The organism is Kitasatospora sp. NPDC097605 (assembly GCF_040302725.1).
GTDB lineage: Bacteria > Actinomycetota > Actinomycetes > Streptomycetales > Streptomycetaceae > Kitasatospora.
This window is the reverse complement of the sequence record NZ_JBEOSF010000002.1, coordinates 41972-63361: the sequence shown is the minus strand read 5'-3', so window position 1 is coordinate 63361 and position 21390 is coordinate 41972. Positions and strand designations below refer to the sequence as shown.

General features: G+C 74.6%; 20 protein-coding genes and 1 riboswitch. Of the genes, 12 read left to right on the top strand and 8 right to left on the bottom strand.

Annotated elements, in window-relative coordinates:
* Positions 1–83: 83 nt before the first annotated feature.
* Positions 84–1184, bottom strand: coding sequence for a PP2C family protein-serine/threonine phosphatase (locus ABTX81_RS02395; RefSeq protein ID WP_350541056.1), 1101 nt, complete (start codon positions 1182–1184; stop codon positions 84–86).
* Between the two features lie 652 nt (positions 1185–1836).
* Here ABTX81_RS02395 and ABTX81_RS02390 point away from each other — a divergent pair.
* Positions 1837–2787, top strand: coding sequence for a pseudouridine synthase (locus ABTX81_RS02390; RefSeq protein ID WP_350541055.1), 951 nt, complete (start codon positions 1837–1839; stop codon positions 2785–2787).
* Here the strand turns inward: ABTX81_RS02390 and ABTX81_RS02385 are convergent.
* The gene (locus tag ABTX81_RS02385; RefSeq protein ID WP_350541054.1) at positions 2784–3668 is read right to left on the bottom strand and encodes a winged helix-turn-helix transcriptional regulator; all 885 of its coding nucleotides are present in this window, start codon (positions 3666–3668) and stop codon (positions 2784–2786) included. The genes ABTX81_RS02390 and ABTX81_RS02385 overlap by 4 nt on opposite strands.
* A 53-nt stretch (positions 3669–3721) precedes the next feature.
* Between ABTX81_RS02385 and ABTX81_RS02380 the strand changes: the two genes are divergently transcribed.
* Positions 3722–5026, top strand: a complete 1305-nt coding sequence (locus ABTX81_RS02380) for an MFS transporter (protein WP_350541053.1) — start codon at positions 3722–3724, stop codon at positions 5024–5026.
* A gap of 13 nt (positions 5027–5039) precedes the next feature.
* Here the strand turns inward: ABTX81_RS02380 and ABTX81_RS02375 are convergent, their stop codons facing one another.
* The 3 genes from ABTX81_RS02375 to ABTX81_RS02365 all read right to left on the bottom strand — a co-directional run bounded on the left by ABTX81_RS02375 (position 5040) and on the right by ABTX81_RS02365 (position 11068).
* Positions 5040–8738 (bottom strand): SpoIIE family protein phosphatase, encoded by a 3699-nt coding sequence (locus ABTX81_RS02375; protein ID WP_350541052.1) that lies wholly within the window; start codon positions 8736–8738, stop codon positions 5040–5042.
* Between the two features lie 124 nt (positions 8739–8862).
* A complete protein-coding gene (locus ABTX81_RS02370; RefSeq protein WP_350541051.1) occupies positions 8863–9924 on the bottom strand; it encodes a serine hydrolase domain-containing protein in 1062 nt (353 codons plus the stop codon).
* 205 nt (positions 9925–10129) lie between these two features.
* On the bottom strand, positions 10130–11068 hold the full coding sequence (locus tag ABTX81_RS02365; RefSeq protein ID WP_350541050.1) for a glycoside hydrolase family 19 protein: 939 nt from the start codon (positions 11066–11068) through the stop codon (positions 10130–10132).
* Between the two features lie 301 nt (positions 11069–11369).
* Here ABTX81_RS02365 and ABTX81_RS02360 point away from each other — a divergent pair, with 301 nt between their 5' ends.
* Both ABTX81_RS02360 and ABTX81_RS02355 read left to right on the top strand, forming a co-directional pair.
* Positions 11370–12143, top strand: a complete 774-nt coding sequence (locus tag ABTX81_RS02360) for a GntR family transcriptional regulator (RefSeq protein ID WP_350541049.1) — start codon at positions 11370–11372, stop codon at positions 12141–12143.
* Between the two features lie 201 nt (positions 12144–12344).
* Positions 12345–13889: an alkaline phosphatase family protein gene (locus ABTX81_RS02355; protein WP_350541048.1), complete on the top strand. Its 1545-nt coding sequence runs from the start codon at positions 12345–12347 to the stop codon at positions 13887–13889.
* A 6-nt stretch (positions 13890–13895) separates the two neighbouring features.
* On the opposite strand, the gene ABTX81_RS02350 is transcribed toward ABTX81_RS02355, so the two are convergent.
* Positions 13896–14318, bottom strand: coding sequence for an HIT family protein (locus ABTX81_RS02350; protein ID WP_350541047.1), 423 nt, complete (start codon positions 14316–14318; stop codon positions 13896–13898).
* A 161-nt stretch (positions 14319–14479) separates the two neighbouring features.
* On the opposite strand from ABTX81_RS02350, the gene ABTX81_RS02345 reads away from it, so the two are divergent.
* Positions 14480–14674, top strand: coding sequence for a YegP family protein (locus ABTX81_RS02345; RefSeq protein WP_350541046.1), 195 nt, complete (start codon positions 14480–14482; stop codon positions 14672–14674).
* A 60-nt stretch (positions 14675–14734) separates the two neighbouring features.
* Here ABTX81_RS02345 and ABTX81_RS02340 read toward each other — a convergent pair whose 3' ends face one another.
* Together ABTX81_RS02340 and ABTX81_RS02335 are read right to left on the bottom strand one after the other, a co-directional pair.
* Entirely contained in the window at positions 14735–15430 is a 696-nt protein-coding gene (locus tag ABTX81_RS02340; protein ID WP_350541045.1) for an MSMEG_1061 family FMN-dependent PPOX-type flavoprotein, read from the bottom strand.
* A 52-nt stretch (positions 15431–15482) separates the two neighbouring features.
* Positions 15483–15731 carry an SCO4226 family nickel-binding protein gene (locus tag ABTX81_RS02335; RefSeq protein WP_350541044.1) on the bottom strand — a complete coding sequence of 83 codons (249 nt, stop codon included), beginning with the start codon at positions 15729–15731 and terminating at the stop codon, positions 15483–15485.
* A 181-nt stretch (positions 15732–15912) separates the two neighbouring features.
* A riboswitch (FMN riboswitch) is annotated at positions 15913–16040 on the top strand.
* A gap of 215 nt (positions 16041–16255) precedes the next feature.
* Here ABTX81_RS02335 and ABTX81_RS02330 point away from each other — a divergent pair.
* From ABTX81_RS02330 to ABTX81_RS02300, 7 genes are all read left to right on the top strand, one after another.
* Positions 16256–16981 (top strand): riboflavin synthase, encoded by a 726-nt coding sequence (locus ABTX81_RS02330; protein WP_350541043.1) that lies wholly within the window; start codon positions 16256–16258, stop codon positions 16979–16981.
* The gene (locus ABTX81_RS02325) at positions 16978–17628 is read left to right on the top strand and encodes a nicotinamide mononucleotide transporter family protein (RefSeq protein ID WP_502892693.1); all 651 of its coding nucleotides are present in this window, start codon (positions 16978–16980) and stop codon (positions 17626–17628) included. The genes ABTX81_RS02330 and ABTX81_RS02325 overlap by 4 nt, the downstream gene beginning before the upstream one ends.
* On the top strand, positions 17625–18881 hold the full coding sequence (locus ABTX81_RS02320) for a bifunctional 3,4-dihydroxy-2-butanone-4-phosphate synthase/GTP cyclohydrolase II (protein WP_350541042.1): 1257 nt from the start codon (positions 17625–17627) through the stop codon (positions 18879–18881). Before ABTX81_RS02325 ends, ABTX81_RS02320 begins: the two co-directional genes overlap by 4 nt.
* A gap of 46 nt (positions 18882–18927) precedes the next feature.
* The gene (gene ribH / locus ABTX81_RS02315; protein ID WP_350541041.1) at positions 18928–19398 is read left to right on the top strand and encodes a 6,7-dimethyl-8-ribityllumazine synthase; all 471 of its coding nucleotides are present in this window, start codon (positions 18928–18930) and stop codon (positions 19396–19398) included.
* 106 nt (positions 19399–19504) lie between these two features.
* Positions 19505–19777 (top strand): phosphoribosyl-ATP diphosphatase, encoded by a 273-nt coding sequence (locus ABTX81_RS02310; protein ID WP_030306151.1) that lies wholly within the window; start codon positions 19505–19507, stop codon positions 19775–19777.
* Between the two features lie 55 nt (positions 19778–19832).
* Entirely contained in the window at positions 19833–20681 is an 849-nt protein-coding gene (hisG, locus tag ABTX81_RS02305) for an ATP phosphoribosyltransferase (RefSeq protein ID WP_350541040.1), read from the top strand.
* Positions 20682–20795: 114 nt separating this feature from the next.
* Positions 20796–21230 (top strand): PH domain-containing protein, encoded by a 435-nt coding sequence (locus tag ABTX81_RS02300; protein ID WP_350541039.1) that lies wholly within the window; start codon positions 20796–20798, stop codon positions 21228–21230.
* The last annotated feature ends 160 nt before the right edge of the window (positions 21231–21390 follow it).

Genomic DNA, 21390 nt, shown 5'->3' with positions numbered 1-21390 from the left:
ATCATCGTGGCACGCGGGGTGGGGGAAACCCCGGCAGGCGGCGACCGCCGGCTGTCCGGCGTCCGCCGGGGTGGCCGCCCGCCTCAGTGCTCCCAGCGGATCGCCAGGGCGGCCGCGTCGTCGGCGAGGCCGGTGGGGGAGACCCAGGCGGCGAGGTCGGCGAGCAGGGCGTCCAGCAGCTCGTCCGGGGTGGCGGCGGGCAGGCGGGGGAGGCGGGCGGCGAGGGGGTAGAAGACGTCCGCCGGGTTGCGGGCCTCGGAGACGCCGTCGGTGTAGAGGAGCAGCAGGTCGCCGGGGCGCGGGTCGACGGGCTCGGCGCGGTAGCCGCCGTCGCCGACCAGGCCGAGCAGGCCCAGCGGCGGGGCGTGCCGGGCGGGGGCGAGTTCGGTGACGCCGTCGGCGCGGCGCAGCAGGGGGTGCGGGTGGCCGCAGTTCACCAGCCGGGCGGCGCCGTCGCGGTCCACGCCGAGCAGCAGCGCGGTCACGAACCGCCCGTCGGCCGGGCGGTCGGCCACGGCGGCGTCGAGCCGTTCGGCGAGCCGGGCGAGGTCGGGTTCGGTGCGGGCGGCGGTGCGGAAGGCGCCGAGGACGTCCGCCGCCGTCTCGACGGCCGGCAGGCCGTGGCCCTGGACGTCCCCGAGCAGGATCCGGATCCCGTACGGCGTGTCGGCCACCTCGTACAGGTCGCCGCCGATCCGCGCCTCGGCGGCGGCCGCGACGTACCGGACGGCGATCCGCAGCGGCCCGGCCCGCTCGGGCGGCGGGCGCAGCAGGGCCCGCTGGGCGGCCTCGGCGACGGTCCGCACCTGGAACAGCTCACGTTCCCGGGCCGCGATCAGCACCACGTTGGCGGTGCTGGCGAGGGTCGCGGCGGTGATGGTGATCAGCGAGGCGAGGTGGACGGAGCCGGGCAGATGGGTGTTGCCCTCCTCCAGCAGCCCGGCCACCACGATGGCGGCGGCCCCGGTGGCGAGCGGCACCCGGGCCCGCCGGGTGGTCGCCCCGACCAGCACCGGCGCGACCGCGAGGACGGGGGAGAGGGTCGTGCGCGGCCCGGTGAACAGGTCGGCCAGGACGGCGCCGATGAGCAGCAGGAAGGCGCCGTACAGCAGCAGCCGGGTCCGCCGGGGCAGCGGCGGCAGCGGCACCCCGCCGTCCCCGGGCCCCTCGCCGCCCACGGCCACGCCCTCACCTCCGACCGACCCGCCTCCCGTCCACTCTCCACCGCCCCCCGCCCCACCGGCATCCCGGGGACGCGTCGGTCAGGCCGGGGCCGGCTCCCCGTCCGTCTCGCGGTCGGCGCCGACCCGGGCGAGGCGGGGCCGCTCCCGGCCGCCGAGCGCGCCCATGGCCGGGCAGGGCCGGGGTGCCGGACTCCGGTGCCCGGAGGGTGTCGCGCGGCATCGCCGTCACCGACCCCCGTCGCGGCACGTGCGGCAGCCACGTCTGGTGGTCCCGGGCCAGGACGGCGCCGCAGCCTTCGCCCGGCCGCAGGTCGACGACCGTCCCGTCACCGCCGCCGTCGGAGGCGATCGGCGGGAGCGCGGAGTGGAAGCGGGGCTCGTCCGCGGCCGGCGGCCCCTCCTGCCAGGCGACGAGCAGCCGGACCGCACGGGTCTCCAGGGCGTGCGGGAGGGCCCCGGGGCGAACCCGCCGGGCGGCCACTCGTTCGCGGGCACCCCGGGCAGGCGCCACCGGGCGCGCAGGCGGCGGGCAGGGCCGGCCCGTGGCGGGCCTCGGACGCGTCGAGCCCGGCGTCGTCGGCGGCCGGCCGGTGTGGGGGGCGAGCCGGGCCGTGATCCGGGGTGGTGGTGAGGACGTAGGGTGGCGGGCGAGATGAGACGTAGGAGTACGGCGCCGGCCTCGCCGCTTCCGCAGCGGTTCGGGGTGGATCCGGTGCACCTGCGACTGCCCGTGACGGGCGGGCCGTGGGAGACGGTGCGGGCGTACCTGCTGGAGCGGCTGCCGGCGGTCGCCGCGCAGCACGTGGACGCGCTGCTGCTCGACGGCGGGGTGGTCGGCGAGGACGGGCGGGCCGTCGGGGCGGCGGAGCCGTTCCGGCCGGGGGCGCACCTGTGGTTCTACCGGGAGCTGCCGCCCGAGGTGCCGGTCCCGTTCGAGCTGGAGGTGCTGCACCGCGACGAGCACCTGGTGGTCGTCGACAAGCCGCACTTCCTGGCCACCACCCCGCGCGGGCGGCACGTCGTGGAGACGGCGCTCTCCCGGCTGCGGCATGCGCTGGCGCTGCCCGCGCTCAGCCCGGCGCACCGCCTGGACCGGCTGACGGCGGGGCTGGCGATGTTCGTGGTCCGGCCGCAGGACCGGGGGGCGTACCAGACGCTGTTCCGCGACCGGCTGGTCCGCAAGGAGTACCAGGCGGTGGCGGCGTACGACCCGGCGGTGGAGCTGCCCCGCACGGTGCGCAGCCACATCGTGAAGGAGCGCGGGCGGATCGCCGCGCACGAACTCGACGAGGCGCCGAACAGCGAGAGCCGGATCGAGCTGGTGGAACGGCGCGGCGGGCTGGGCCGCTACCTGCTGCGGCCCTCGACCGGCCGTACGCACCAGCTGCGGCTGCACATGAGCGGCCTGGGCCTGCCGATCCTGGGCGACCCGGTGTACCCGGTGGTGCTGCCGGAGGCGGCCCCGGACGACTTCCGCCGCCCGCTCCAGCTGCTCGCCGCGGCGGTGGAGTTCACCGACCCGCTGACCGGCCGCCCGCGCCGCTTCGAGAGCCGCCGGACGCTGACGGCCTGGACGGAACCGGCCTCCTGGGAGCGGGCCTAGCCCGCCGTCAGTCCGTCGAGGAGGGCGAGGGCGTCGGCGGCGGAGCCGGGTGGGTCGCTGACGGGGTAGCGGACGCCCCTGATGGTGCGGGTGGCGTCGAGGACGAGGGTGAGCCGCTTGAGGTGCTCGATGCCGCCGGCCCGGAAGGTGGGCAGGCGCAGGGCGGCGGCGAGGTCGAGGCCGATGTCGGACAGCAGGGCGAAGGGGATCCGCGCCCGCGCGGCGAAGGCCGCCAGCTGGTCCGGGCGCTGGGTGCTGACGCCGTGGACGGCGGCGCCGCGGGCGGTGAACTCGGCCAGGCGGTCGCGGTAGGCGGGGGCGTCCAGGGTGCGGTCGCCCGTGCCCGGGATGTCGTTCCAGCCCGGGGGGTGGTCCGGGCCGCCGGGCCGGTAGGCGCCGGGGAAGCAGTGGAGCACCGTCCAGGCGCGGTCCGCGGCGACCGGGTCGACCGGCTCGCCGGAGGCGGAGGTGAGCTCCAGCGGCGGCAGCCGGCGGCCGGTCAGGGCGAGCACCCGGCGGGTCTCGGCGGAGTCGGCGGTGCTGGTGCCGGAGAGCGAGCCGTCGCCGAGGACGTAGCGCCCGCCCCAGCCCTGCAGGGCGACCAGCACCGGCAGCAGGCCGCGTCCGGCCTCGGTCAGGTGGTACTCGTAGCGCGGCGGGTGCGGGTGGTAGAGGCGCTTCTCCAGGACGTCGTCGGCGACCAGGGCCTTGAGGCGCTGGGTGAGCACCTTCCGGCTGATGCCGAGCCCGTGCTGCAGGGCGTCGAACTGGTGGGTGCCGCCGGCGACGTCCCTGATCAGGAGCAGCGCCCAGGTGTCCCCGACCACGGCCAGGGCCTGGGAGATCGCGCAGTCGGCGTCCGCCGCTTCCGTGTGCCGCATGACCGCCGATTATAGTGAGTTCCTAAAAGAGACTCACTGATCAAGGGGCGGGTGTGTCGACCGGGACGGCGGACACGAGGACGACGGGCGCGCAGGCGGGGGCGGGCGCGCCGGCGTACGCGCAGCGGCCCGGCGCGGGCCCCGGCGGCAGAACCGCCGGGGTGTTCTGGCGCTACTGGACCGCCTCGACGGTCAGCCGGATCGGGGACCAGGTGAACGCGGTCGCCCTGCCGCTGGTCGCCGTCGTCACCCTGCACGCCTCGGCGCTCGACGTCGGCCTGATCACCGGCGCCGGCTACGCCGCCTGGCTGCTGATCGGCCTGCCCGCCGGCGTCCTGGTCCAGCGGCTGCCACTGCGCGGCACCCAGGTGGCGATGGACCTGATCCGCGGGGCCGCCGTCGCCTCGGTGCCGACGGCCGCCGCGCTCGGAACACTGGGACTACCCCACCTCGTGGCGGTGGCCCTGGTGGTGGGCCTGGCGAGCGTCGTCTTCGACGTGGGCATCTCCACCGTGCTGCCCTCGATCGTCGCCAAGGAGGAGCTGACCGCCCGCAACAGCCTGCTCTCCGGCAGCTCCGCGGCCACCGAGCTGGCCGGCCCGTCCCTCGGCGGGGCACTGGTGCAACTCGTCGGCGGCGCCACGGCGATACTGCTGGACGCGGTCAGCTACCTGGTCTCGGCCGCCCTGCTGTTCAGCGTGCGGCCGGCCGGCGCGCCGGCCACCGCGCGGCCGGCCGGAGCCGGCATGCGCGCACAGATCCGCGAGGGCTGGCGGTACGTCACCCGCCACCGGGTGCTCCGGCCGGCCGCCGCCTACGCCGCCGCGGTGAACTTCGTCTCCGGCGGGCTGATGACACTCACCCCGCTGTTCCTGGTCCGCACCCTCGACGCACCGGCCGCCGCCGTCGGCGCCCTGATGGCCACCGGCGGCCTCGGCAGCCTGATCGGCGCCGCCCTCACACCCCGGGTGGTCGCCCGGATCGGCGGCGGCCGCGCCCTGTGCCGGGCGGCGGTGACCGCGGCCGCCTTCCCCCTGCTGCTCCCCGCGGCCGGCGCCGGCTGGGGGACACTGGTCTTCGCCGCCGGCAACGCCGGGTTCTCCGCCGGCGTCGTGGTCACCGGCATCGTGGCCAGGACCCACCGCCAGACCCGGACCCCGCCGGAGCTGCTGCCCCGGGTGGCGGCCACCGTCCGCTTCGTCTCCTGGGGCGCGATCCCGGTCGGCGCGCTCACCGCCGGCGCCGCCGCCTCCGCCTGGGGACCGCGCACCGCCCTGCTCCTGTTCGCGCTCAGCGGCGCGGCCGGCCCCGCCATCCTGCTCGCGAGCCCGATCCGCCGGATGCGCGAGCTGCTCTGACACCCGTGCGGCGCTACCGGCCCGCCGTCCCCGGCGGCAGCTCCAGCTCGAACCAGACCACCTTCCCCTCCGGCGTCCGCCGGCTGCCCCAGCGGTGCGCGAGCTCGTTCACCAGATGGATGCCCCGCCCGCCCTCGTCCTCCTCGCGGGCCTGCCGGATCCGCGGCGTCGCGGCGTCCCGGTCCGCCACCTCCACGGTCAGCGTGCGGTCGCAGAACAACCGCAGCTGAGTGGGCGACCCGGCGTGCACCAGGGCGTTGGTGATCAGCTCGCTGGTGAGCAGCTCGGCCCAGTCGGCGAGCGCGCCCAGGCCCCACTCGACGAGCGTCTCCCGGGCGAAACGGCGCGAGTGGGCGACCATCGCGTGGTCGTCGCCGAGCGGCAGGGTGGCGATCAGGTCCGAACCGGCCGGCCGGGCCTGCGCCATGATGACGGCGATGTCGTCCTCGCTGGTGCGCCCGGTGAGTTCGGAGAGCACCGCGTCACAGGTCTGCTCCAGCGAACCGCGCCGCTCGGCGACGGTGCGGCAGAGCAGCCGCAGCCCCTCGTCCAGGTCACGGCCGCGCCGCTCGACCAGGCCGTCGGTGTACACGGTCAGGATGCCCTCCTCGGGGAGGGTGAACTCGACGCTCTCGAACGGGACTCCGCCGACCCCGAGCGGCGCGCCGGGCGGCAGCTCGACCAGCTGGGCGTGGCCCTCGGTGTCCGCCACCACCGGCGGCAGATGGCCCGCGCAGGCCGCGGTGCAGCGCCGGCCGACCGGGTCGTACACCACGCAGACACAGGTCGCGAACTGGCCCTCGCCGAGTGCCGTGGTGGCCTCGTCCAGCCGCTGCAGCACCCGGTCGGGCGCGATCTCCAGGGTGATCAACGTCCGTGCCACAGTGCGCAGCTGGCCCATCGTCGCGGCGGCCCGGATGCCGTGGCCCATCACGTCGCCGACCACCAGCGCGACCCGCCCCGAGGAGAGCGGCACCACGTCGAACCAGTCGCCGCCGACCTCGCTGACCACACTGCTCGGCAGGTACCGGTAGGCGAGCTCCAGACCCACCGTGCGGTGGATCTCCTGCGGCAGCAGACTGCGCTGCAGGGTGAGCGCGGTCTCCCGCTCCCGCCGGTAGAGCCGACCGTTGTCGATCGCCAGCGCGGTGCGCGCGACCAGCTCCTCGGCCAGCGCGCGGTCCGCCGGACCGAACGGCAGCGCGTTGCGGGAGCGGATGAACTCCGCACCGCCCAGCACCAGCCCGCGCGCCAGCAGCGGCACCATCAGATACGAGTGCACCCCGGCCTCCAGACTCGGCTGGATCCGGTCCGGCGAGGCCACGATCCGGCGCAGCGCCGCCTCGTCCACCTCCGAGACCAGGATCGACCGGCCGGTGCGCAGGCTCTGCGCGTACACCGGCGCCGACTGCGAGGTCTCCCCGATCGCGTCGGCCGCGCCCGCCATGTACCCCTCCTCGTCCAGCTCGCCGACCGCCACCGCCCGCATCAGCACCGAGCCGTCCGGCGGCACCGGCGCCGGGTCCTCGCCGTCGAGCACGGTGGCGCGCAGGTCGACGGTGACGAAGTCGGCGAACCGCGGGATCACCATCTCGACCAACTCCTCGGCGGTGCGGTACAGATCGAGCGTGGTGCCGATCCGTCCGGACGCCTCGTTGAGCAGCAGCAGCCGCTGCTGCGCGGCCCACGCCTCGTCCAGCGCCCGCTGCCGGGCGGCCGCCGCGTCCCGCTCCCGGGTGAACAGCAGCGCGTTGTCGATCGACACGGCCGCCCGCACCGCCAACTCCCCGGCCAGCGCGAGGTCGTCGTCCTCGTACGGATGGTCCGGCACGGTCCGGTAGAACGCGGCCACGCCGACCGGCGACCCGCGCGCGATCAGCGGCACCACCATGAACGACTGGACGTTCTGCTCGCGCGCCGCCGCCGCGCGCACCGGATCGTCCCGGAACCAGGCCCGCCCGGCCGCGTCCATCCGCGGCACCAGCACCGGCGCGCGGTGGGTGAGCGCCCAGGCGTAGGGGGAGGAGGCGATGAAGCGGTGCACACCGCCGCCCCGGTCGATCGGGCGCAGCGTCGAGTGCCGCGCCGAGTGGAAGGCCATCCGCCGCAGCACCGCCGAACCGTCGGCCGACGGGCGGGCCTCGCGCTCCCCGCGCACCAGGTCGTCCAGCACCTCGACGACCACCGTGTCGGCCAGCCGGGGCGTCGCCACCGCGGCCAACTCCTGGGCGGTCTGGGCGAGGTCGAGCGTGGTGCCGATCCGGGCGGAGGCCGTGTTCACCAGCGCCAGCCGCTCCTGCGCCGCCTTCGCCTCGCGCAGCGCCTGCTGGCGGGCCAGCACCGTCTGGTGCTGGCGCAGGTACAGCCGGGCGTTGTCGATGGCCACCGCGGCCCGGGAGGCCAGCTCGTCGCCGAGCGTGATGTCCGCCTCGGCGAAGGACTCCCGTTCACCGCGCCGGGAGTAGACGATCATGCCGAGCGTCGTGCCGCGCGCCACCAGCGGGGTGATCCGCACCGAGCGCGGACGGTCGCCGAGGTACGCCTGCCGGCCGCTCTCGGTGATCGCCTCGCTCAGCGGCGGCAGCTCCCAGGACGGCACCACCACCGTGCGCCCGGTGGCCAGCGCCCGCGCGTACGGGGAGTCCGGCGCCAGCTCGTAGACCGCGTCCACCGGCAGCGCCTCCGCCGGGTAGAGCGGGTCGGCGGTGGCCAGCGCCAGCCGGCGCACCTGCTGCGGGGCGGCGGGGTCCGGCGGCTCGACGCCGCGGCCGGCGGCCAGCGCCTCCAGGGCGAAGACGCCGCTGATGTCGGCCACCTTGGGCACCATCGCGTCGGCCAGCTCCCGGGCGGTCTGCCGCAGGTCCAGGGTGGTGCCGATGGAGGCGGTGGCCTCGGCCAGCAGGGCGAGCCGCTCCTGCGCGCGGGCGGCCCTGGTCTCGGCCTGGAAGCGCTCGGTGACATCGACCACCGTGGAACTCACCCCGAGTATCCGGCCGCCCTGGTCCTCCAGCCGGAAGTAGGAGGCCGACCAGGCGTGGTCGTGCGTCGGGTCGCCCGGCGTGCGGCCGTGCGAGCGGACGTCCACCACCGGCTCGCCGGTCTCCAGCACCCGGCGCATCACGCCCTCGCTCTCCGCGCCGTTGATTCCGGGCAGCAGCTCGGTCAGCCGGTGCCCGAGGTGCTCCTCCACCGACAGCCCGTTGATCCGCGCCAGCGCCTCGTTGAGCCGCACGAAGGCCAGCCGGGTGTCGTACACGCTCATGCCGACCGGGGCCTGGGTGAAGAAGCCGTCCAGCACCGCCAGGTCCGCCTGGATCCGGCGCAGCGTCGTCACGTCCGACGCCACCGCCAGCACCAGGGGGCTGCCACCGGGACCGGTGATCGGATGGGTGCGGAACTCCAGGTTGACGTGGTGCCCGTCGCGGTGGCGCACCGGGAAGACCCCGGACCAGCCGCGGCCGTCCAGGATCTGCTGGAACAGCTCCAGCACCTCGGGCCGGCGCTCGTCGGAGGCCAGCAGCTGCGCGGCCCGCTCGCCGATCGCCTCCTCGGCGGAGTAGCCGAGCAGGGCCTCGGCGTCGCTGCTCCAGTGCAGGATCCGGCCGTCGGCCTCGATCAGGGCGGTGGCGATCGGCACCATCAGCAGGGCCTCCGGACCGTCGGCTCGCCCGGGCCCGGCGGCCTCGCGCCGCTCATGCCGCTTGTTCACCATGCTCGGTCACCAGGAACCGCCCGGAGATCGTCGCCACCAGCCCTGCCATCTTCCCACGCGCCCCGCCACCCCCGCCCGTCCCGCGGCGGTGGACGGCCGGCCGCGGGTGGCCGGCCGTCGGTGGCTAGCCGTGGGTGGTCTGCAGGGTGCGCAGGAGCTCGACGCCGGGGGTGTCGACGGAGCGGCGGGTGTTGGCCAGCACGATCACCCCGACCTGCTTCTCCGGGTCGAAGGCCGCGAAGGAGCGGGAGCCGCCGGTGCCGCCGTTGTGCCAGAGCTGCAGGTGGCCGCCCTGGCGGGGGTGCAGGCGGCGGCCCAGCCAGCCGAGGTGCATCCAGGCGAACGGGTTGACCCGGTGGCGCACCTCGCGGGTCAGCGCGACGGCGGGCCCCAGCGGCGAGCCGTCGTCGGTGCCCGCCGCCAGCTGGGCCCGCAGGAAGAGGGCCAGGTCGGCGGCGGTGGACTTGAGCCCGCCCGCGCCGGCGAGGCCGGCGAGGTTCCAGCCGGGGACCGGGCGGCCGCCGCCGGTGTGGCCCGGGGCGAGCCGCGCCGCCTGCTCCGCGTCGGGCGCGAGCACCGTGTCGGCGAGCCCGAGCGGCTCGCACACCTCCCGCCGGACCAGCCCCGCGTAGTCCGTGCCCGCCCGGTGGGCGAGGGCGAGGCCGAGTAGGCCGGCGCCGAGGTTGGAGTAGCGGAAGCTCCGCCCGGGGACGGCTCGCACCTTGGTCCGGCCGAGGCTCGCGAGCAGCCACTCGGGGGTGCAGTGCGCGTAGGGGTCGGGCTTGTTGGGGGTGAGCAGGGAGGGCAGCAGCATCCCGGCGGGCAGCCGTGGCAGGCCGGAGGTGTGGATCGACAGGTGCCGGAGCACGATCGGCTCCCCGCCCCTGGCGGGGACGGCGACGCCGGCCGGGAGCGCGCCGGCGAGGACGTCCGCGAGCGGCTCGTCCAGGCCGACGGTGCCCGCCAGGGACAGCCGGGCGAGCGCGAGCGAGGTGAACACCTTGGTCACCGAGCCGATCTCGAACAGCGTGTCCGGACCGGGCCGCCCACCGGCGGGGCCGGGACCGGTGCGGCCGGCGCCGCGGATCTCCACCGTGTCGCGGACGAGACCGGCGACCACCACGCCGACCTGTCGGCCGGCGAGGCGGTCGGCGGTCTGCTGGACGAGGTTGCCAAGATCGTTCATGACGCGAGCCTAGGAGCGCGGGAGGGCGGCGGCGTCCCCCGCGGCGACGATTTCACCGCGACCCCGCTCGTCCCCCGGAGGTACGGGGGACGAGCGGGGAGGTGTTTGTCACCCGCTAGCGGTTCTTCCACCCGCTAGCGACTTTCGCGCACCCGCTAGCGGTTCTCGCGTGCGCTCGCGTTTCTTGCGCGCGCCAGGGCGGGGGTCAGCAGCTCAGGTTGTTGCCCGGCACGGTGCCGAGCAGCTGGGTGAAGCGCTGGTAGGCGTTGATCCGGCTCTGCACCTGCGCGGGGTTGCCGCCGTTGCACTCCAGCGAGCCGTTGATGCTGCGGATGGTCTCGCCGAAGCCGTAGCCGTTGACGATCGCGTTGTGCGGGGTCATGGTGCCGGGGCCGTTCTGGGTGTTCCAGTACCAGAGCGCGGTCTTCCAGGCGACGGCCGGGTCGGTCTGCACCAGGTTGGGGTTGCGCAGCAGGTCGATGCCGAGGGCGTCGCCGGCGGCCTTGTAGTTGTAGTTCCAGCTCAGCTGGATCGGCCCGCGCCCGTAGTACGCGGCCTGGCCGGCCGGGCAGCCGTACGACTTCGAACTGTCGCAGTAGTGGGGGTAGTTGGCGGTGTTCTGCTCGACGACGTAGACCAGTGCGCCGGTCTCGTGGTTGACGTTGGCGAGGAAGGCCGCGGCCTCCTGCTTGCGGACGGTGTCGGTGCCGGTGGCCGCGAAGGCCGGGTAGGCGCTGAGCGCGTCGATCAGGCCCTGGTAGGTGTAGAACGGGTTCCGGTTCGGGAACATCTGGTCGAACTGCGCCTGGCTGACCGGGAATCCGCCCGGGTTCGGCGTGCTGGTCGCGGTGGGCGTGACGGTCGGCGTGACGGTCGGGGTCGGCGTCGGGCCGGTCCCGCCGCAGCTGCCCTGGTCGGACCAGACGCCGGAGCCGCCGGTGCTCGGCGGCTCGTTCTGGGTCCACCACTTGGCGAGCCAGTTGTGGCCGTTGTGGGAGACGGCGGCGCCGCCGGTGTAGACGGCCGAGGAGTTCCAGGGCGTGGCGCAGACGGCGGCGCTGGCGTTGGCCGCGGGCAGCAGCAGGATCACCGCCAGCGCCGTGGCGACGGCGGAGAGCAGTGCGAGCAGGCGTTTCGTGGACACTTGATCACCCCTTGTGCGGTGTGGGGCCGCACGGTCGTGGAGGTAGGGACGTCGGGGCAGGGGAGCCGGGCCCCGCGGGGTGGGGGCACGTCGTGGGGGACGGGCCGACCGGGGTGCGGGCCGGGTGCGGGGCTGACCCAGACTCAAGCGGAGTGGTCTATACCTGTCAAGGGGTTTCGGGCAAAAGAAGCGCAGTGCAGAACACCCGTGTCCGGGCCCGCGCGCCAGGGCCGGGCCGGGCGGCCGCGTCACGCCGCAAGCCCTGTCATGGCCGGGTCCCTCCATCTGGAAGGATGGCCGGGTGGACGAGACCCCCGACCCCGCCGCCCGGTCCGGCCCGGGCGCGCCGATCCGCTCGGGCATCCCCGAGCACGGCAGGGTGCCCAAGTACTACGCCGTCAAGGGTGAGTTGGAGGCACTGCTCGACGAACTCGGCGAGGGCGGCGTGCTCCCGACCGAGCGCGAGCTCGCGGCCCGCTTCGAGGTGGCCCGCGAGACGCTCCGCCAGGCCCTGCGCGACCTGTTGATCCAGGGCCGGATCCGGCGCCGCGGGCGCAGCACGGTGGTGGCCGGCCCCAAGCTGGAGCAGCCGCTCTCGCTCGCCAGCTACACCGAGGGCGTGCGGCGCCAGGGCCGGGTCCCCGGGCGCACCCTGATCGGGCTGGAACGGCTCGGCGCCGACCCCCAGTTGGCCGGTCAGCTGCGGATCGCGCCGGGCGAGCCGGTCTGGCACCTGGAGCGGGTGCTGCTCGCGGACGGTGAGCGGGTGGGCCTGGAGAGCACCTATCTGGCCGTCGGCCGGGTCCCGGCGCTGGACGTGGAGTTCGACCCGGGTTCCTCGCTGTACGCCTACCTCGCCGAGAAGGCGGGCATCGGCTTCGGCGCCGCCGACGAGCGGATCGAGACCGTGCTGGCCACCCCGCGCGAGGCCCTGCTGATCGGCACCCCGCCGGCGCTGCCGATGCTGCTGCTGCACCGGCTGACCCGGGACCCCGAGGACCGTCCGGTGGAGCGGGTGCGCTCGCTCTATCGCGGCGACCGGTTCAGCTTCACCACCCGCCTCGAAGCGGACTGACCCGAAGCGGATCGACCCGAAACGGACTGACCCGGCGCGGAGCGGCACGGAACGGACCTACGCGCCCGCCCCGGGCGCGCCGTGATCACGAAAGCATAACGGGTCTGGACCGAATTCGGGCGTTGTTCACACCCGGGTCGGAAACCGGGCCACCCCCGTCCATCCGTCGCTCCGACCGTAGTCACCGCCCCCTTCGGCACCATGACGCAGCATCAGGAGGACGACGTGATCCCGCAGAACCCCGCCGCCCCCGGCCTCTCCCGCCGCGGCCTGCTCCTCGGCACCGCCGCCGCCCTCGCGGCCGGCCCGCTCACCGCCGCCGCCGCCGCCCGCGCGGCCACCACCGCAGCCGCCGGCCGGACCCCCAAGGTCCTGCTGATCGGCCTCGACGGCACCATGCTCACCCGCATCAAGGACGCCGGCGCCCCGAACCTCACCGCCCTGATGACCGGCGGCCTCACCGCCGCGAGCAGCCTCTACGCCAACCCGATGGCCGGCACCCTCTCCGGCCCCGGCTGGTCCACCATCGCCACCGGCGTCTGGCCGGACAAGCACAACGTCAAGGACAACGACTTCACCGCGCCCAACCTCGCCGCCTACCCGGACTTCCTGACCCGCGTGGAGACCGCCGACCCGGCGCTCTCCACCTACGTGGTCGCCTCCTGGGCGCCGATCGCCGCCACCATCTGCTCCGGAAGGGTCGACACCCGGGTCGCCACCCCGTCCGCCGAGTACGACACCGGCACCACCGCCCGCGCCGTCGCCAAGCTGCGCGACGACAACCCCGACGTCGTCTTCGTCCACCTCGACAACGTCGACAACGCCGGCCACAGCAGCGGCTCCGCCGGCCAGGCCTACCTGACCGCGATCCGCGGCGTGGACGCCCAGGTCGGCCAGATCGTCGCCGCCGTCCGGGGCCGCGCCACGTACGCCCAGGAAGACTGGCTGATCATGGTCACCGCCGACCACGGCCACACCCCGACCGGTGGCCACGGCGGCTCCACCTGGGAGGAGCGGCAGACCTTCGTGATCGCCAACGGCTCGGCCTTCCCGGCCGGTTCGGTCCGCCACGACGTGCGGATGGTGGACATCGCGCCCACCGCCCTGGCCCACCTCGGCATCACCGCCGACCCCGCCTGGAACCTCGACGGCACCCCGATCCCGGCCCTGGTCCCCGACGAGTTCGACGCGCTGCGCCCGCAGCTCACCGGCCGGGTCGACGAGACCGGCATCGCGGCCGGCGTCCTCGGCTTCACCCACACCCCGCCGGCCGGCTGGTCGGTCGACAACTCCGCGATGGGCACCGGCGGCGTCGCCGAGTGGCGCGGCTGGTCGTTCACCACCGACGAGTTCTGGACGAAGACCCAGCGCGACCAGAACCGCGAGCTGAACGTCCGCTCCCGGAACGTCTTCGCCGTCGCCGACTCCGACGAGTGGGCCGACAAGTCCTTCTCGGGGAACTACGACTCCACCCTGGTCAGCCCCGAGTACCCGGTGGCCGGGCGCACCACCGTGCCGGTCGCCTTCACCACCTTCTACCGGCCGGAGGGCGCGCAGAGCGCCAGGGTGCTCGCCGTCTGGGACGGCGGCACACCGGTCGAGGTGAAGAGCTTCAGCACCGACACCAACGGCCGCCAGCGCCTCGACCTGGCCGTCCCGGCGGGCGCGAGCCGGCTGCGGCTGCGGTTCCGCTACACCGGCGGCAACAACTGGTACTGGGTGCTGGACGGCGTCCGCGTGGGCTGACGGGCCTCACCGCTCCGGCGGGGCGAGCGCGGCCCGCAGCCGCTCGGCGACCAGCGCCGCGTCCGCCTCGTCGGGGTACCTCCGGCGCGGCCAGAAGAAGCCGCGCAGCCCGTCCTTGGGATTGCGCGGCACCACGTGGACGTGCAGGTGCGGCACCGACTGGCTGATCCGGTTGTTCGCCGCGACGAAGCTGCCCGCCGCGCCCAGCCCGTGCTCCACGGCAGCCGCCACCCGCTGCACCCGCAGGAAGAACGGGCCCACCTGCGCCGCCGGCAGGTCCGCCAGGGTGCGGTGGTGGGCGCGCGGCACCACCAGCACATGGCCCGGGAAGAGCGGCCGGCGGTCCAGGAAGGCCACCGCCGCCTCGTCGTCCAGCACCCGGTGCGCGGGCTCCGTGCCCGCCACCACCGCACAGAAGACGCAGTCCATCCGCCCATTCAACCGGCCCGCCACGGCCCCGGCATCCGCTCGGCGCCCGGCCGCCGGGAGGTCACCCGGGCGGACCCCGAGCGGGTGCGGGCCCGGCCCGCCGGGGCGCACCGTGCTGGTGGGGGCGCGCGGCGCGTCCCGTCGACGAGGAGGTGGCCCGGATGGCGGGCAAGTTCGAGATCTACGAGGACGCCGGAGGCAAGTACCGGTTCCGGCTCAAGGCGGGCAACGGCGAGATCGTCGCGACCGGCCAGGGCTACCCGAGCAAGGACGCCGCCCACAAGGGCGTCGAGGCCGTCCAGCGGGCGGCGGACGGCGCGAGCGTGGTGGACCTGAAGCCCAGGGCCGCGGCCTGAGGGCGGCCGACGACGGCGGGGGCCCGCACTCCGTGGCCCCCGCCGCCGTAACGGCACGCACTACTCGTAGCGGTAGAGCAGCGACTCCCGCTCGTTCCGCTCGATCGCCTCGATGGTCAGCGCGGGGTCCGCCAGGTGCGAGAGGGTGATCTCGGCGGAACTCGGCTGCTCGTCCGCGGCGAGCCAGTTCTCCGGCTTCCACGCCGAGGAGCGCAGGAACGCCTTCGGGCAGTGCGCGAACACCTCCTCGACCGCCACCACGATCGCGCTGCGCGGCGGCTTGCCGACCGCCGTCAGCTGCTCCAGCAGCCGCGGGTCGGTGGAGACGCAGGCCCGCCCGTTGACCCGCAGCGTGCTGTCCCGGCCGGGGACGACGAAGATCAGCCCGATCCGGCCGGTCTCGACGACGTTGCGCAGGGTGTCCAGCCGCTTGTTCCCGGTCGCGTCCGGTATCGCCAGGGTGAACTCGTCCAGCACCGAGACCAGTCCGGGCGGCCCGCCGCGCGGCGACACGTCGCACCGCCCGGCCGCGTCCGAGCTGGCCAGGAAGACCAGCGAGGAGCAGGCGATGAGCCGCCGGGCGACCTCGTGGACGCGGTCCACCTGCTTGCGGCGCACCACGTCGCTGGGCTGCTCGTAGACGTCCCGCAGCCCCGCGGTGTCGCGGACGGCGCCCGCGCTGAGGGCAGCGAAGAGGCCCGGCGGGCCCTGTGGCCCGGAAGTTGACGGAACGGCGATCTCCGGTGTGCTGGTCATACCGGCAAACGTAACGGAGCCCTCCGGGGCCGCACAGGGCGGGCGGTCCGGCTCAGACGGTCAGCGGAACCGGGTGCACCTCGTCCGCCGGATGCCCGCTGCGCTCGTGGATCCGCTGCACGGCCTCCTTCGAGGGCGCCTCGGAGAGGCAGTAGACGACGCCGGCCTCCGGGTCGGCCCAGGCCTGCTCGAAGCGCACACCCTCGTCGGCCTGGATGTCCAGGTCGGCCTGGTGCGCCATGCGCAGCTGATCCTCGGTGATGCCGGACATCCCGTGGTGGACGTCCATGAACTTGGCCATCGCGCTCGCACCTCCTGGAGCCGGATCCCGCGCCCGGCCCGAAACCCGCCCTCCCACCAGCTTGCGCCCCCGCGCACCGGCCCGCATTCCCGCCGTCGCCGTGAAACAGCCCACAGCCGGGCCCTCTCCCTGCACCCGCTCCGGCCGTGGCACAATGACCGCAGTAGTAGCAGTGACGTTCAGCGCACTCCGGGGTCGGTGAAAATCCGAACCGGCGGTTACAGTCCGCGACCCGTCCGCAGCCAGCGGCCGGTTGACCAGGTGAAATTCCTGGACCGACGGTTAAAGTCCGGATGGGAGGCGTGCGCGGCGGACGAGTTTCGCAGGACCCGTGGTCCCCCGGTGGACCGCGGGAAGTGGTGGACGGCGACGGTCGAGGGCTCCCCTCCTCCGGCGTCCGGTGCGACAGCGGCCCGGCGACGGGTCCCGCGGCCGTCCGGCGACCCGTGCACCGGTGCGACCCGTCCGCGTCATCTCCCGTGCCACACCCCGGAGTCCGCGCCCCAAGCGCGAGGAGAACCCGGGTGTTCACCGGCATCATCGAAGAGCTCGGCGAGGTCGTGTCGATCGAGGAGATCGGCGACTCCTCGCGGATCCGCCTGCGCGGCCCGGTGGTCTGTCAGGGCGCGCGCCACGGCGATTCCATCGCGGTCAACGGCGTCTGCCTGACCGTCGTCGACAGGCCCGAGGAACTGGCCTCCGGCACCGGCGAGTTCAGCGCCGACGTGATGGCCGAGACCCTCCACCGTTCCAGCCTGGGTGAGTTGAAGCCCGGCTCGCCGGTCAACCTGGAGCGCGCCATGGCGCTCGGCGCCCGGCTCGGCGGACACCTGGTGCAGGGTCATGTCGACGCCACCGGACGGCTGTTGAGTCGCGAGCCGGGGGAGCGCGACAGCGCCGGCAAGCTCCGCTGGGAGGTGCTGCGCTTCTCGCTGCCGCAGTCCGTCACCCGCTACCTGGTGGAGAAGGGCTCGATCACCGTCGACGGCGTCAGCCTCACCGTGGTCGAGGCCGCCCGCGACAGCTTCACCGTCAGCCTCATCCCGGCCACCCTCGCGCTGACCACGCTCGGCGCCAAGGCGGTCGGCGAGAGCGTCAACCTGGAGGTCGACGTGCTCGCCAAGTACGTGGAGCGGCTGCTGGAGTCCCGCACGCTGCCCTCGACGGACCTGACCGGCGCGACGGACCTGACCGGCGCGACCGACCTGACGGCCGCGACCGACGCGACGGCCACCGGGGAGGAGCGGTGAACTGGCTCAACTCGGACGCCTTCACCGTGTTCGGCCAGGACGTGAAGTGGTCGGACATGATCGGCAACCTGTTCGGCATGGCCGCCCTCGCCCTCGGCTGGCGCCGCTCGGTCTGGAGTTGGCCGGTCCAACTGCTCTCCGGCCTGGTCCTGATCACCGCCTACCTGGCCGGCAACGTGCCGGGCATGGTCGGCAAGCAGCTGATCGTCGTCGCTACCGCCGCCTGGGGCTGGAACCAGTGGCGGCGCGGCCGCCAGGGCGGCGGCGGGATCGCCGTCCGGTTCGCCACCTGGCCCGAGCGGGCCGCGCTCGCCGCCGGCACGGCGGCCGGCACCGCCCTGCTCGCCTGGGCCTTCCTGACCATCCCCGCGCTCGGCTCGTGGAGCCCCTGGGCGGACGCCTACATCTTCGTCGGCACCCTGGCGGCCATGGTCGCCCAGGCCCGCGGCTGGGTGGAGTTCTGGTTCGCCTGGATCGCCGTCGACGTGGTCGGCGTGCCGCTCGCCTTCAACAGCGGCTACACCTTCTCCGGCCTCACCTACTCCGTCTACTTCGTCCTGGTCCTGCTCGGGCTGCGCTCGTGGTGGCTGAACACCCGTGCGCCGCGCCCCACGTCCACCACCGTCCCGCAGGGAGCAACGGCATGACCGAGAACCAGCAGCCCGACGAGCTCGTCCTCGACCCGGTCGAGCGGGCCGTCGCCGACATCGCGCTCGGCCGCGCGGTGATCGTCGTCGACGACGAGGACCGCGAGAACGAGGGCGACATCGTCTTCGCCGCGAGCGCCGCCACCCCCGAACTGATGGCCTTCACCATCCGCTACAGCTCCGGCGTGATCTGCGCCCCGATGACCGGCGCCGAACTGGACCGGCTCAAGCTCCCCCCGATGACCCAGGTCAACGAGGACCGCAAGGGCACCGCCTACACCGTCTCGGTGGACGCCCGCGAGGGCGTCGACACCGGCATCTCGGCCGCCGACCGGGCCCGCACCGTGCGCCTGCTCTCCTCGCCCGGCACCGAGCCCGGCGACCTCGCCCGCCCCGGGCACGTCTTCCCGCTGCGCGCCGTCGAGGGCGGCGTCCTGGTCCGCCCCGGCCACACCGAGGCCGCCGTCGACCTGGCCCGGCTCGCCGGACTCGCGCCGGCCGGCGCGATCGCCGAGGTGGTCAACGACGACGGCTCCATGGCCCGGCTGCCCGAGCTGGTCGCCTTCGCCCGCGCCCACAACCTGGCGATCATCTCCATCGAGGACCTCATCGCCTACCGCCGCCGCACCGAGCTGCACGTCGACCGGGCCGCCGTCACCGCACTGCCCACCGCCTACGGCGAGTTCACCGCGGTCGGCTACCGGGGCACCCTCGACGGCATCGAGCACATCGCCCTGGTCGCCGGCGGACTGGACGCCGAGGGCCGGCTGCCGGACGGCGAGGACGTCCTGGTCCGGGTGCACTCCGAGTGCCTGACCGGCGACGTGCTCGGCTCGCTGCGCTGCGACTGCGGCCCCCAGTTGCAGGCCTCGCTGCGCCGGGTCGCCGAGGCCGGCCGGGGCGTGGTGCTCTACCTGCGCGGCCACGAGGGCCGGGGCATCGGCCTGGCGCACAAGCTGCGCGCCTACGAGCTCCAGGAGCGGGGCCGCGACACCGTCGACGCCAACCTCGACCTCGGCCTGCCCGCCGACGCCCGCGACTACAGCATCGGCGCCCAGATGCTCTGCGACCTCGGCGTGCGCTCGCTGACCCTGCTGACCAACAACCCGGAGAAGCTCACCGCGCTCACCGAGCACGGCCTCAAGGTCAAGGGCCGCGAGGCGGTCGAGATCCCGGCCGGCGAGCACAACGCGCGCTACCTGCGCACCAAGCGCGACCGGATGGGCCACGACCTGCCCGGCCTCGGCGACTGAGCACGACCCGCACCCCCTCCACCCGAACCACCGAAAGGCACCGCACATGAGCGGCCACGGAGCCCCCGAGCTGACCATCGACAACGCCGCCGGCCTCAAGGTCGCCGTGATCGCCGCCCAGTGGCACGAGCAGGTGATGAACGGCCTGCTCGACGGCGCCCACCGCGCCCTCAAGCAGCTGGGCGCCACCGAGCCGACCGTCCTGCGCGTCCCCGGCACCTTCGAGCTGCCGGTCGCCGCCAAGCGCCTCGCCGAGCGCGGCTACGACGCGGTGATCGCCCTCGGCGTCGTGATCCGCGGCGGCACCCCGCACTTCGACTACGTCTGCCAGGCCGCCACCGCCGGCCTCACCCAGGTCGCCGTCGACACCGGCGTCCCGGTCGGTTTCGGCGTGCTGACCTGCGACAACGAGCAGCAGGCGCTCGACCGCGCGGGCCTGCCCGGCTCCGCCGAGGACAAGGGCCACGAGGCGGTCACCGCGGCCGTCGCCACCGCCCTCGCGCTGCGCGCGCTCTGACCGGGCCGGCCGGGCCGGTCCCCGGACCGTGGACGTCCACCGGACTGTCCACGGTCCGGAACCGTTTACCGCCCGTCCGTCCGCACGCCGTAAGGTGAGTCCCATCATGGCTTCGAAGACATTCGAGGAGCTCTTCACCGAGCTCCAGCAGAAGGCCGCCACCGGCGACCCCTCGTCCTCCCGCACCGCGCAGCTCGTCCAGCAGGGCGTCCATGCGATCGGCAAGAAGGTCGTCGAGGAGGCCGCCGAGGTCTGGATGGCCGCCGAGTTCCAGTCCGACGAGCAGACCGCCGAGGAGATCTCCCAGCTCCTCTACCACCTTCAGGTGATGATGGTCGCCCGCGGACTGACCCTCGACGACGTCTACAAGTACCTCTAGGCCCAGGCCCGGAACCCCCCCACACCCACACCGAACAGGTAAGGAACTGACCTCCATGCTGCGCATCGCCGTCCCCAACAAGGGTTCGCTCTCGGGTCCTGCGGCGGAGATGCTCCATGAGGCCGGCTACCGGCAGCGCAAGGACGCCAAGGAGCTGGTCCTGGTCGACCCGGGCAACCAGGTCGAGTTCTTCTTCCTGCGCCCGCGCGACATCGCCGTGTACGTCGGCTCCGGCCGCCTCGACGTCGGCATCACCGGCCGCGACCTGCTGCTGGACTCGCACTCCAACGCCGAGGAGGTGCTCGCGCTCGGCTTCGCCGGCTCGACCTTCCGCTTCGCCCGCCCGGTCGGCGTGGACGTCGAGGACGTCAAGGGCCTGGAGGGGCTGCGGATCGCCACCTCCTACACCGGTCTGGTCGAGCAGCACCTCGCCGACCACGGGGTGAAGGCCACCGTCACCAAGCTGGACGGCGCGGTGGAGACCGCGGTGCAGCTGGGCGTCGCCGATGTGATCGCCGACGTGGTGGAGACCGGCACCAGCCTGCGCAACGCCGGCCTGGAGGTGTTCGGCGAGCCGATCCTGATCTCCGACGCCGTGGTCATCCGCCCCAAGGGCGCCGGCGAGGATCCGGGCGTCGAGCAGTTCCTGCGCCGCCTGCAGGGCGTGCTGGTGGCCCGTCGCTACGTGCTGATGGACTACGACATCCGCGCCGAGAACGTCGCCGCCGCCGTGGCGCTGACCCCCGGCCTGGAGTCGCCGACCGTCTCCCCGCTGCACACCGCGGGCTGGGTGGCGGTCCGCTCGATGGTGCTCCGCAAGGAGGCCCAGCAGATCATGGACGACCTGTGGGGCATCGGCGCCCGGGCCATCCTGGTGACCAACATCCACGCCTGCCGCCTCTGAGCGATCCGCGGGCATAAGCACCCGGTTGAATGGGGTGGGGCCGCCGTCCGGCGCCCCACCCCATTCCGCTGCCCGGCCGGCCGGCCGTTCGAACCACCCCCACGGAGCCCCCTCGTGTCCATCCCCGCCGAGTTCCCCGTCACCTGGGCCCCGCGCCGCACCCGCGCCGTGCTGCTGCCGGTCTGCGCGCTGCTGGTGGTGCTGTTCGCCGTGCTGGCGATCGCCCTCCCGGCGAACTGGCAGCTCAACGACCGGATCATGATGGCCGCCAGCGGCGTGCTGTTCGCCGGCGTCGGCCTGATGCTGGCCCGGCCGCGGGTCAGCGCCGACGCCGAGGGCGTCACCGTGGTCAACTTCGTGCGCAGCCGCCGGCTCGCCTGGGCGGAGATCGTCGGCGTGAACTTCCGCCAGGGCGACCCCTGGGCCACCCTCGACCTCGCCGACGGCACCTCGCTGGCCGCCGTCGGCATCCAGTCCGGGGTGGGCAAGGCCCAGGCCATCGCCGACGCCCGGGCCCTGCGCGACCTGGTCGCCCACCACAGCGGCTGAAAACCGGCGCGGGTCCGGGGCGGCGGCCGAACCCGGTGCGGCGCACCGGGCGGGCCGAACGCGGATCCGACGGTCGCACGGGTATGGTCTACGCTGGTAAAAGCGGGGCAAAGGCATTGCCCTGCCCGAAATCGACCTGAGGAGTGACACTCCCCGTCCA

What these genes read in the sequence shown, in the direction of transcription:
- ABTX81_RS02390 (WP_350541055.1), top strand. Translation starts at nt 1,837, where the DNA reads ATGAGACGTAGGAGTACGGCGCCGGCCTCGCCGCTTCCGCAGCGGTTC.
- ABTX81_RS02385 (WP_350541054.1), bottom strand. Translation starts at nt 3,668, where the DNA reads ATGCGGCACACGGAAGCGGCGGACGCCGACTGCGCGATCTCCCAGGCC.
- ABTX81_RS02375 (WP_350541052.1), bottom strand. Translation starts at nt 8,738, where the DNA reads ATGGTGAACAAGCGGCATGAGCGGCGCGAGGCCGCCGGGCCCGGGCGA.
- ABTX81_RS02370 (WP_350541051.1), bottom strand. Translation starts at nt 9,924, where the DNA reads ATGAACGATCTTGGCAACCTCGTCCAGCAGACCGCCGACCGCCTCGCC.
- ABTX81_RS02355 (WP_350541048.1), top strand. Translation starts at nt 12,345, where the DNA reads ATGACGCAGCATCAGGAGGACGACGTGATCCCGCAGAACCCCGCCGCC.
- ABTX81_RS02350 (WP_350541047.1), bottom strand. Translation starts at nt 14,318, where the DNA reads ATGGACTGCGTCTTCTGTGCGGTGGTGGCGGGCACGGAGCCCGCGCAC.
- ABTX81_RS02345 (WP_350541046.1), top strand. Translation starts at nt 14,480, where the DNA reads ATGGCGGGCAAGTTCGAGATCTACGAGGACGCCGGAGGCAAGTACCGG.
- ABTX81_RS02340 (WP_350541045.1), bottom strand. Translation starts at nt 15,430, where the DNA reads ATGACCAGCACACCGGAGATCGCCGTTCCGTCAACTTCCGGGCCACAG.
- ABTX81_RS02335 (WP_350541044.1), bottom strand. Translation starts at nt 15,731, where the DNA reads ATGGCCAAGTTCATGGACGTCCACCACGGGATGTCCGGCATCACCGAG.
- ABTX81_RS02320 (WP_350541042.1), top strand. Translation starts at nt 17,625, where the DNA reads ATGACCGAGAACCAGCAGCCCGACGAGCTCGTCCTCGACCCGGTCGAG.
- ribH (WP_350541041.1), top strand. Translation starts at nt 18,928, where the DNA reads ATGAGCGGCCACGGAGCCCCCGAGCTGACCATCGACAACGCCGCCGGC.
- ABTX81_RS02310 (WP_030306151.1), top strand. Translation starts at nt 19,505, where the DNA reads ATGGCTTCGAAGACATTCGAGGAGCTCTTCACCGAGCTCCAGCAGAAG.
- hisG (WP_350541040.1), top strand. Translation starts at nt 19,833, where the DNA reads ATGCTGCGCATCGCCGTCCCCAACAAGGGTTCGCTCTCGGGTCCTGCG.